We start from the raw sequence: 11383 nt of genomic DNA, 5'->3' as shown, positions 1-11383 counted from the left end.
GGGGGGGGGGGGGGGGGGGGGGGGGGGGGGGGGGGGGGGGGGGGGGGGGGGGGGGGGGGGGGGGGGGGCTGACATCGCCCAGGTTGAAGTCGGTGCTGGACTCGCTCAGGGTGAAGCTGATGGTGGCGGTTTCGCCGGGGGCGAGGTTGCCTTTGTTGCTGCTGACGACCACGGTGGGCGGGTTGATGTCCACGGGGGTGCCGGAGCCCCCCGTGCCACCTGTGCCACCTGTGCCACCTGTGCCACCTGTGCCACCTGTGCCACCCGTGCCTACGCTGCTGATGTTCAGCGCCAGGGTGTTGTTGGGCTCGGCGCCGTCGGCGTTGTTGTTGCCTGGGGCGTCGGTGAAGCTGCCGCTGCTGACCAGCACCACGGCGCTGGTGGCGCCGCTGGTGGGGGTGAAGGTGGCGGTGTAGCTGGTGCCCGAGCCCTGGAAGTTGCTGAGCGTGCCGCCGACCACCGTGATGTCACCCAGGCCAAAGCTGGTGCTGGGCTCGCTCAAGGTGAAGCTGATGGTGGAGGTCTGGCCGGGGCTCAGGTTGGTCTGGTTGCTGGTGATGGCGATGGTGGGGGGCAAGGCGTCGGGCGTGGTGCCTGTGCCTGTGCCTGTGCCTGTGCCTGTGCCTGTGCCTGTGCCTGTGCCTGTGCCTGTGCCTGTGCCTGTGCCTGTGCCTGTGCCTGTGCCTGTGCCTGTGCCTGTGCCTGTGCCTGTGCCTGTGCCTGTGCCCGTGCCGGTGGGGGCCGCGATGCTCAGGGCCACGGCGTTGTTGGGCTCGGCGCCGTCGCCGTTGGTGTTGCCTGCGGCGTCGCTGAAGGTGTTGCTGGCCACCACGATGGCCGCGCCGGTGGCGCCTGCGGTGGGCGTGAAGGTGGCGGTGTAGCTGGTGCCACTGCCGGTGAAGTTGCTGAGCGTGCCGCCGACCACGGTGATGTCACCCAGGCCGAAGCTGGTGCTGGGCTCACTGAGGGTGAAGCTGATGGTGGCCGTTTGGCCTGCGCTCAGGCTGGTCTGGTTGCTGGTGACCGCGATGGTGGGGGGCACCGTGTCGAGGTTGGCCGCGTTGGGGTTGGCGACGTTTTCGCCAATGCTCAGGGTGATGGCGTTGTTGGGCTCAGCGCCATCGGTGTTGAAGTTGCCCGAGGTGTCGCTGAAGCGGTTGCTGGACACCATGATGGCGGCGCTGGTGGCGCCCGCCGTGGGGGTGAAGGTGGCCACGTAGCTGGTGCCCGAGCCCCTGAAGTTGCTGAGCGTACCGCCAATGACGGTGATGTCGCCCAGGCCAAAGTTGTTGCTGGGCTCGCTGAGGGTGAAGCTGACGGTGGCGGTGTCGCCGGCGGCCACGCCGTCTTTGTCGCAGGTGACGGCGATGGTGGGTGGGGTGGTGTCGGTGCTGCCGGTGGTGGTGCCACCGGTGCCTGTGCCGCCCGTTCCTGTGCCGCCGGGGTTCACAGGCGTGCTGGGGTTGGTGCCGCCCAAGCTGAAGCTCACGGCGTTGTTGGGCTCAGCCCCGTCAAGGTTGAGGTTGCCTGCGGCGTCGCTGAAGCGGTTGCTGGCCACCACAATGGCGCCGCCGGTGGCGCCTGCGGTGGGCGTGAAGGTGGCGGTGTAGCTGGTGCCACTGCCGATGAAGTTGCTGAGCGTGCCGCCGACCACGGTGACGTCCCCCAGGTTGAAGTCGGTGCTGGGCTCGCTGAGGGTGAAGCTGACGGTGGCCGTTTCGCCCGGGGCGAGGTTGGCCTTGTTGCTGGTGACGGCAATGGTGGGGGGCACAGGATCTGTGCCACCTGTGCCGGGGGTGGTGCCGCCCGTTCCTCCAGTACCTGTACCGCCTGTACCTGTACCGCCCGTACCGCCCGTTCCTGTGCCACCGGTGCCGGGGTCCACGGGGCTCAGGCTGAGAGCCACGGCGTTGTTGGGTTCGGTGCCGTCGGCGTTGAAGTTGCCCGCAGCGTCGCTGAAGCGGCCGCTGGCCACGAGCACGGCCGCGCCACTGGCGCCCGCTGTGGGCGTGAAGGTGGCGGTGTAGCTGGTGCCGCTGCCGGTGAAGTTGCTGAGCGTGCCGCCGATGACGGTGACGTCCCCCAGGTTGAAGTCGGTGCTGGGCTCACTCAAGGTGAAGCTGATGGTGGCGGTTTCGCCACTGGTCAGCTTGTCTTTGTTGCTGGTGACGGCAATCGTGGGAGGGTTGATGTCCACGGGGGTGCCGGTGCCGCCGGTGCCTGTACCTGTGCCACCGGTGCCGCCTGTGCCTGCGCTGCTGATGTTCAGCGCCAGCGTGTTGTTGGGCTCGCTGCCGTCGGCGTTGAAGTTGTTGGCGCCGTCGCTGAAGGTGCCGCTGCTGACCAGCACCGCGCCGCTGGTGGCGCCGGTGTTGGGGGTGAAGGTGGCGGTGTAGCTGGTGCCCGAGCCCTGGAAATTGCTGAGTGTGCCGCCGACCACGGTGACGTCGCCCAGGCCAAAGTTGGTGCTGGGCTCGCTGAGCGTGAAGCTGATGGTGGCCGTCTGGCCGGGCGTCAGGTTGGTCTGGTTGCTGGTGACCGCGATGGTGGGCGGCAAGGTGTCTGGCGCTGGCGTGGTGCCACCACCCGTGCTTGTACCACCCGTGCCTGTACCACCCGTGCCGGTGCCACCTGTGCCGGTGCCCGTACCTGTGGGCGCTGCGATGCTCAGGGCCACGGCGTTGTTGGGTTCGGCCCCGTCGCCGTTGGTGTTGCCTGCAGCGTCGCTGAAGGTGCTGCTGGCGACCAAGATGGCCGCGCCCGTGGCGCCTGCGGTGGGCGTGAAGGTGGCGGTGTAGCTGGTGCCACTGCCTTGGAAGTTGCTGAGCGTGCCGCCGACCACGGTGACGTCACTCTGGGCGAAGTTGGTGCTGGGCTCGCTCAGGGTGAAGCTGATGGTGGCGGTGTCGCCGCTGGCCAGCGTGGTTTTGTTGGTGGTGACCGCGATGGTGGGGGGTGCGAGGTCGAGGTTGGCTGCCGCCGGGTTGACGATGGTGCTGCCAATGCTCAGGGCCACGGCGTTGTTGGGCTCGCCGCCGTCGGCGTTGAAGTTGCCCGAGACGTCGCTGAAGCGGCCGCTGGCCACGCTCACGGTGCCGCTGGCCGCGCCTGCGGTCGGGGTGAAGGTGGCGATGTAGCTGGTGCCCGAGCCCTGGAAGTTGCTGAGCGTGCCGCCCGTGACGGTGATGTCGCCGGGGCCAAAGTTGCTGCTGGGCTCACTGAGCGTGAAGCTGATGGTGGCGGTGTCGCCTGCGGCCACGCCGGTTTTGTCGCTGGTGATGGCAATCGTCGGCGCTGTGGTGTCGGTGCTGCCGGTAGTGGTGCCCCCCGTGCCTGTGCCTGTGCCGGTGCCTGTGCCGGTGCCTGTGCCACCCGTGCCGCCGGGGTTCACTGGCGTGCTGGGGTTGGTGCCGCCTAGGCTCAGGCTGACGGCGTTGTTGGGTTCGGCCCCGTCGGCGTTGAAGTTGCCTGCGGCATCGCTGAAGCGGCTGCTGGCCACGACGATGACCCCGCCGGTGGCGCCTGCGGTGGGCGTGAAGGTGGCGGTGTAGCTGGTGCCCGAGCCCTGGAAGTTGCTCAAGGTGCCGCCGACGACGGTGACGTCCGCCAGGCTGAAGTCGGTGCTGATTTCACTCAGGGTGAAGCTGATGGTGGCGGTCTCGCCGGGGGCGAGGTTGGCCTTGTTGCTGGTGACGGCAACCGTCGGGGCGACGGTGTCGGCCGGGGGCGTGGTGCCACCTGTTCCCGTGCCGCCGGTGCCCGCGGGCGCGCTCATGCTCAGGGCCACGGCGTTGTTGGGTTCAGCCCCGTCGGCATTGGTGTTGCCTGCAGCGTCGCTGAATTTGCCACTGGCCACCAACACGGCAGCCCCGGTGGCGCCTGCGTTGGGGGTAAAGGTGGCGGTGTAGCTGGTGCCCGAGCCCTGGAAGTTGCTCAAGGCGCCGCCCAGCACGGTGACGTCAGCCAGGCTGAAGTCGCTGCTGGTGTCGCTGAGCGTGAAGCTGATGGTGGCGGTTTCGCCCGTGCTCAGCTGGCTTTTGCTGCTGGTGATGGCGATGGTGGGCGGGGTGTTGTCGGCGGGGGGCGTGGTGGTGCCTGTGCCACCCGTACCTGTGCCGCCTGTGCCCGGTAAGTTGACCGCGCCCAGGCTCAGGGCCACGGCGTTGTTGGCTTCGCCGCCGTCGGCGTTGAAGTTGCCTGCAGCGTCACTGAAGGTGTTGCTGGCCACCACGATGGCGGCGCTGGTGGCACCCGCCGTGGGGGTGAAGGTGGCGGTGTAGTTGCTGCCACTGCCCTGGAAGTTGCTCAGGGTGCCGCCCACGACCAGCACGTCGTTCAGGGCAAAGTTGTTGCTGGCCTCGCTCAAGGCGAAGCTGATGGTGGCGGTTTCGCCGCTGGCCAGGTTGACCTTGTTGCTGCTGACAATGATGGTGGGGGCCACGGTGTCGCCGGGCGGGGTGGTGGTGCCACCCGTTCCAGTGCCGGTGCCTGTACCCGTGCCTGTGCCCGTGCCTGTGCCCGTGGAGGCCGGGGCGGTGATGCCCAGGGCCACGGCGTTGTTGGGCTCGGCGCCGTCGCCGTTGGTGTTGCCTGCGGCGTCGCTGAAGGCGTTGCTGGCCACCATGATGGCTGCACCGGTGGCGCCTGCGTTGGGGGTGAAGGTGGCGGTGTAGCTGGTGCCTGAGCCCTGGAAGTTGCTCAAGCTGCCACCGATGACCGTCACATCCGACAGCCCAAAGTTGCTGCTGACTTCGGACAGGTTGAAGCTGATGGTGGCGGTTTCGTTGCTGCTGAGCGTGTTTTTGTTGCTGCTGACGATGACCGTGGGCGGTGTGGTGTCGCCTTGGTTGGGCGTCTCCAGGCCGGTGGTGCCTGCGGGCAGGCCCAGGCTGATGGAGACGCCGTTGTTGGGCTCGGCGCCATCTTTGTTGGTGTTGCCTGCGGCATCGGTGAAGCGGTCGCTGTCCACCAAAATCAGGCCGCTGACAGCGCCCGCGTTGGGCGTGAAGGTGGCGATATAGCTGGTGCCACTGCCCTGGAAGTTGGAGAGGGTGCCGCCAATGACGTTGATGTCGGCCAGGCCAAAGTTGCTGCTGGCCTCGCTCAAGCTGAAGCTGATGGTGGCGGTGTCGCCGGTGACCAGGCCGGTTTTGTTGCTGCTGACGATCACGGTGGGCGGCGTGCTGTCGGGGTTGGGACCAGCGGCCGCGCCGCCCATGCTCAGGGCCACGGCGTTGTTGGCATCGAGGCCGTCGGCGTTGTTGTTGCCTGCGGCATCACTGAACACGCCGCTGGAGACCAAAATCGCCCCGCTGCTGGCACCCGGCGTGGGGGTGAAGGTGGCGGTGTAGCTGGTGCCTGAGCCTGTGAAGTTGGACAGGGTGCCACCGACGACGGTGATGTCGCCCAGGGCAAAGCTGCTGCTGCTCTCGCTCAGGCCAAAGCTGATGGTGGCGGTTTCGCCCTGCGCCAGATTGGTTTTGCTGGCGCTCACGATGACGGTGGGCGGTGTGGTGTCTGTGGGCGCTGGCGTGCCGCCACCCGATGTGGCCTGGCCCAAGGTCAGGGCCACGCTGTTGTTGGGTTCTGCGCCGTCGTTGTTGTTGTTGCCTGCGGCGTCGCTGAAGGTGTTGCTGGCCACTTGCACGGTGGCCGTGGTGGCGCCTGCTGTGGGGGTGAAGGTGGCGCTGTAGCTGGCACCGCTGCCAATGAAGTTGCTGAGCGTGCCGCCGACCACGGTGACATCACCCAGGCCAAAGTTGCTGCTGGCTTCAGAGAGGTTGAAGCTGATGGTGGCGGTGTCGCCGCTGGCGAGCTGGCTGCGGTTGCTGGTGACAATCACCGTGGGCGGGGTGGTGTCACCCGGCGGGGTGACGGTGCCGCCTCCGGTGCCCCCGGTGCCGCCCGTGCCGCCGGGGGTGGTGGGCGCTGTCATGCTCAGCGAGACGGTGTTGTTGGGTTCTTGCCCGTCCTGGTTGTTGTTGCCTGCGGCGTCGCTGAAGGTGTTGCTGGCCACCACGATGGCAGCGCTGGCCGCACCGGCAGTCGGCGTGAAGGTGGCGCTGTAGCTGGTGCCGGAGCCGGTGAAGTTGCTCAAAGTGCCGCCCACCACGGTGACGTCACCGACATTGAAGTCGGTGCTGGGCTCACTCAGGCTGAAGCTGATGGTGGCAGTTTCGCCGGTGGTGAGAGCCGTTTTGTTGCTGCTGACGATGACGGTGGGCGGCAGCACGTCGGCCGGGGGCGTGGTGCCGCCCGTGCCCGTGCCTGCGGGGGGCGCACTGCCGATGCTCAACGAAACGGCGTTATTGGGTTCGGTGCCGTCCTGGTTGAAGTTTCTGGCGGCGTCGCTGAAGGTGTTGCTGGCCACCACGATGGCAGCGCTGGCCGCACCGGCGTTGGGCGTGAAGGTGGCGGTGTAGCTGGTGCCATTGCCCTGAAAGTTGGAGAGGCTGCCGCCCACGACCAGCACATCGCCCACGGCGAAGTCGGTGCTGGGTTCGGACAGGTTGAAGCTGATGGTGGCGGTTTCGCCTGTGGCCAGCGTGGTTTTGTTGCTGCTGACGATGACGGTGGGCGGTGCGGTGTCGCCGGGCGGGGTGGTGGTGCCCGCTCCGGTGCCGGTGCCTGCGGGAGGTGTTGCCGTGATGCTCAGGGCCACGGTGTTGTTGGGCTCCTGGCCGTCGCCGTTGGTGTTGCCTGCGGCGTCGCTGAAGGTGCTGCTGGCCACCACGATAGCGCCGCTGACCGAGCCTGCTGTGGGCGTGAAGGTGGCGGTATAGCTGGTGCCCGAGCCGGTGAAGTTGCTGAGCGTGCCGCCGACCACGGTGACGTCCGACAGTGCAAAGTTGCTGCTGGGCTCGCTCAAGGCAAAGCTGATGGTGGCGGTCTCGCCCGTGGTCAGCGAGGTTTTGTTGCTGCTGACGATGACAGTGGGCGGGGCCGTGTCGGCCGGGTTGGGCGTGCTCAGTCCGCTGGTGCCTGCGGGCAGGCCCAGGCTCAGGGTGACGCCGTTGTTGGGCTCGGCCCCGTCTTTGTTGGTGTTGCCTGCGGCGTCGGTGAAGCGGTCGCTGTCGACCAGGATCAGGCCGCTGGAAGAGCCCACGTTAGGCGTGAAGGTGGCGATGTAGCTGGTGCCCGAGCCCTGGAAGTTGCTCAAGGTGCCGCCAATGACATTGATGTCGGACAGGCCAAAGTTGCTGCTGGCTTCACTCAGCGAAAAGCTGATGGTGGCGGTCTCGCCTGCGGTAAGCCCCAATTTGTTGCTGCTGACGATGACGGTGGGCGGCGTGGTGTCGGGGTTGGTGCCTGCTGACGCGCCCCCAATGCTCAGGGCCACGGCGTTGTTCGGTTCCTGGCCGTCGGCGTTGAAGTTGCCGGCCGCATCACGGAAAGTGGTGCTGGAGACCATGACGGCGCCGCTGCTGGCCCCGCTGGTGGGGGTGAAGGTGGCGGTGTAACTGGTGCCCGAGCCGGTGAAATTGCTGAGCGTGCCGCCGACCACGGTGACGTCGCTCAAGGCAAAGTCGGTGCTGGTTTCGGACAGGTTGAAGCTGATGGTGGCGGTCTCGCCCAGGGCCAGGTTGTTTTTGCTGGCACTGACGATCACCGTGGGTGGGACGGTGTCGGTGGGTCCTGGGGGGGTGACGGTGCCGCCACCCGCGGCAGGCGTGCCGATGCTCAGCGAGACGGTGTTGTTGGTTTCGGCACCGTCGGCGTTGAAGTTGCCGGCCGCGTCGGAAAAGGCACCGCTGGCGACCACGATGGCGGCGCTGTTGGCGCCGCTGCTGGGGGTGAAGGTGGCGCTGTAGCTGGTGCCGGAGCCGGTGAAGTTGGACAGCGTGCCACCGACCACGGTGATGTCGCCGATGTTGAAGTCGCTGCTGGCCTCGCTCAGGGCAAAGCTGATGGTGGCGGTTTCGCCGTTGGTCAGGGTGGTTTTGTTGCTGCTGACGATGACCGTGGGCGGCGTGGTGTCGCCTGCCGGGCCGGGCGCGGCGGGCGCGCCGATGCTCAGGGCCACGGCGTTGTTGGCATCGCCGCCGTCCTGGTTGAATTTGGCGGCGGCGTCGCTGAAGGTGTTGCTGGCCACCACAATGGCGGCCGCTGTGGTCCCGGGGTTGGGGGTGAAGGTGGCGGTGTAGTTGCTGCCTATGCCCTGGAAGTTGCTGAGCGTGCCGCCGATGACGGTCACGTCGTTCACAGCAAAGTTGAGGCTGGGCTCGCTCAAGGAAAAGCTGATGGTGGCGGTTTCGCCTGTGGCCAGCGCGGTTTTGTTGCTGCTGACGACGATGGTGGGCGGTGTGATGTCGGCACCGGGGGTGGTGCCACCCGTGCCTCCGGGGGCAGGCAGCGCGATGCTCAGGGCCACGGCGTTGTTGGGCTCGCCGCCGTCGCCATTGGTGTTGCCTGCGGCGTCGCTGAAGGTGTTGCTGGCCACCACGATGGCGCCGCTGGTGGAGCCGCTGGTTGGCGTGAAAGTGGCGCTGTAGCTCGCCCCTGAACCGGTGAAGTTGCTCAGCTGGCCACCCACGACGGTAACGTCGGACAGGGAAAAGTTGGTGCTGGCTTCACTCAGGTTGAAGCTGATGGTTGCCGTCTCGCCACTGGCCAGGTTGGCCTTGTTGCTGGTGACGATGATGCTGGGCGGCGTGGTGTCGGCCGGATTGAGGGTGTTGCCGCCAGTGCCTGCGGGCAGGCCCAGGCTGAGGGTAACCCCGTTGTTGGGCTCGGCACCGTCTTTGTTGGCGTTGCCTGCTGTGTCGGTGAAGCGGTCGCTGTCGACCAGGATCAAGCCACTGTTTGCGCCCGCCGTGGGCGTGAAGGTGGCGATGTAGCTGGTGCCCGAGCCCTGGAAGTTGCTCAAGGTGCCGCCAATCACGTTGACGTCGGCCAGGCCAAAGTTGCTGCTGGACTCGGACAGGGTGAAGCTGATGGTGGCGGTCTCGCCTGCGGACAAGCCGGTTTTGTTGCTGGCCACGATGATGGTGGGCCGCGTGCTGTCGGGGTTGGGGCCTGCGGCGGCACCGCCGATGCTCAGGGCTACGGCGTTGTTGGGCTCAGCGCCGTCTTCGTTCTCGTTGCCTGTGTTGTCGCTGAAGCTGTAGCTGGGCACCAGGATGGCGGCGCCTGTGGCGCCGTTGGTTGGCGTGAAGGTGGCGGTGTAGCTGGTGCCTGTGCCCTGGAAGTTGGACAGCGTGCCGCCGATGACGGAGACATCACCGAGGGCAAAGCTGGTGCTGGGCTCGCTCAGGGTGAAGGTGATGTTGGCGGTGTCGCCGGTGGCCAGTTGGGTTTTGTTGCTGGCCACGATGACGGTGGGTGGCGCGGTGTCGGGTGTGCCGCTGCCGTTGCCGGATCGGTTGCCAATGCTCAGCGAGACGGTGTTGTTGATGTCCTGGCCGTCGGCGTTGAAGTTTTTGGCCGCATCGCTGAAGGTGTTGCTGGCCACCACGATGGCGGCGCTGACTGCAGTTGTATCGGGGGTGAAGGTGGCGGTGTAACTGGTGCCACTTCCCGTGAAGTTGCTCAATGTGCCGCCCACAACTGTGACATCTCCCAAGGCAAAGTCAGTGCTGGCTTCACTCAGGGTGAACGTGATGGTGGCGGTTTCGCCGGTGGCCAGGTCGGTTTTGTTGCTGCTGACGATGACGGTGGGGGGCGTGGTGTCTTCCGCTTCGCCTGTTCCATTTCTTGTCCCGCCCAGGCTCAGTGAGACGGTGTTGTTGGGTTCCTGGCCGTCGGCGTTGAAGTTTTTGGCGGCGTCGCTGAAGGTGTTGCTGGCCACCACAATGGCACCGCTGGTGGCACCCGCTGTGGGCGTGAAGGTGGCCACATAGCTGGTGCCGGTGCCTTTGAAGTTGGACAGCGTGCCGCCCACCACGGTGACATCAGCCAGGCTGAAGTCGGTGCTGGGCTCGCTCAGGGTGAAGCTGATGAGCGCGGTGTCGCCCGTGGCCAGCTGGTTTTTGTCTGTACTGACGATGATGGTGGGAGGGGCGGTGTCGCCCCCTGTTCCTCCGCTACCACCGCCGCCCCCGTTACCACCCGGGCCGCTGTCTATGCTTTCGGCAGCCCCCAGGCTCAGTGCCACGGCGTTGTTGGTGTCCGAGCCGTCTTTGTTGGCATTGCCTGCGGCATCCGTGAAGCGGTCACTGGCCACAACCACCGCGCCGCCTTTGGCATTGGCAGCGGGCGTGAAGGTGGCGGTGTAGCGCGTGCCGCTGCCCTGGAAGTTGCTCAAGGTGCCGCCCACGGCGGTCACGTCGGCCAGGCCAAAGTTGCTGCTGGCCTCGCTCAGGTCAAAGGTGATGGTGGCGGTGTCGCCCGTGGCCAGCGCGGCTTTGTTGCTGGTGACGATGACGGTGGGCGCTGAGGTGTCACCGGGGTTGCCGATGACGGGGTCGCCAATTTTGAGTGCGACGGTGTTGTTGGCTTCCGCGCCGTCGTCGTTGGTGACGCCAGCTGTGTTGCTGAATTTGCCGCTGCCCACCAGGATGGCGGCGCTGGTGGCCCCTGCTGCGGGGGTGAAAGTGGCGGTGTAAGTGGTGCCCGAACCGGTGAAGTTGCTCAGTGTGCCCCCCACCACCGTGACGTCACCTGCAACAAATTCGGTGCTGGCTTCACTGAGCTTGAAGGTGATGGTGGCGGTCTGACCCTGGGCCAGCTGGTCTTTGTCACTGGTGACGACCACGCTGGGTGCGGCGCCGGGCACTGCGGGCGGCGGCGTTGTGGGCGTACCGGGGCCGGGGTCGCCAGTTTTGGCCAGTGCAGCGATGGCGCCCAGTCCCAACAGCGGCAACAAGGGGCTCCAGCCGGGACCACCGGGAAGGGTTCCCGGCGAGCCGACAGGAAATCCACCCGGTGACATACCCGGTAAGGTTCCAGGAGTTGCACCCGGCACATCCAGCATCGGGACACCAGGTGACGGTATTCCAAATGGGATGGCCTCTGCACGGCCCAAGGCCACGTTGATGGCTTGCGCACCATCGCTGAGCACGGGCACCAGGCCCATGGTTTTGGGGTCTTCAGGAATGTACGGGTAGTACTTGCCGTTTTCGGACCGGCCAATCAGGCCTTCGTGCCCTGCGGGCATGACCTCGTAGTAATTCTCAAGGATCAGTGAAGCTTCGTTTTCACCTGGAAAGATGATCAGCAGATTTTTGCCAAGGCGGCGCACTTTGACATAGTCGGGGCCGACAAATTTGTCGCGTTGCAGATCTTCCAGAACGTATTTGACACCTGCCAGCGCTTTGATGCGAATGGGCTGCCCTCGCGCGCCCAGATCCTGCTCGATGAGGACTTCCTTGGCTGCGTCTTTGCCGTTTTGGGCGATGACTTTGTATTGCTTGGCCATATTTATGCTTTGCTGTCTTCAGCACCA

At 66.3% G+C, this 11383-nt stretch carries 1 protein-coding gene; it reads right to left on the bottom strand.

The features are described from left to right. Positions 1-11356 (bottom strand): Ig-like domain-containing protein (locus tag AMM33_RS22705; RefSeq protein ID WP_304438314.1); only part of this gene is annotated, 11356 nt, incomplete at its 3' end. Between the last annotated feature and the right edge of the window lie 27 nt (positions 11357-11383).

This window comes from Limnohabitans sp. DM1, from assembly GCF_001269385.1.
In the GTDB taxonomy this organism is placed as follows: domain Bacteria; phylum Pseudomonadota; class Gammaproteobacteria; order Burkholderiales; family Burkholderiaceae_C; genus Limnohabitans_A.
This window is presented reverse-complemented; position numbering and strand designations above follow the sequence as displayed.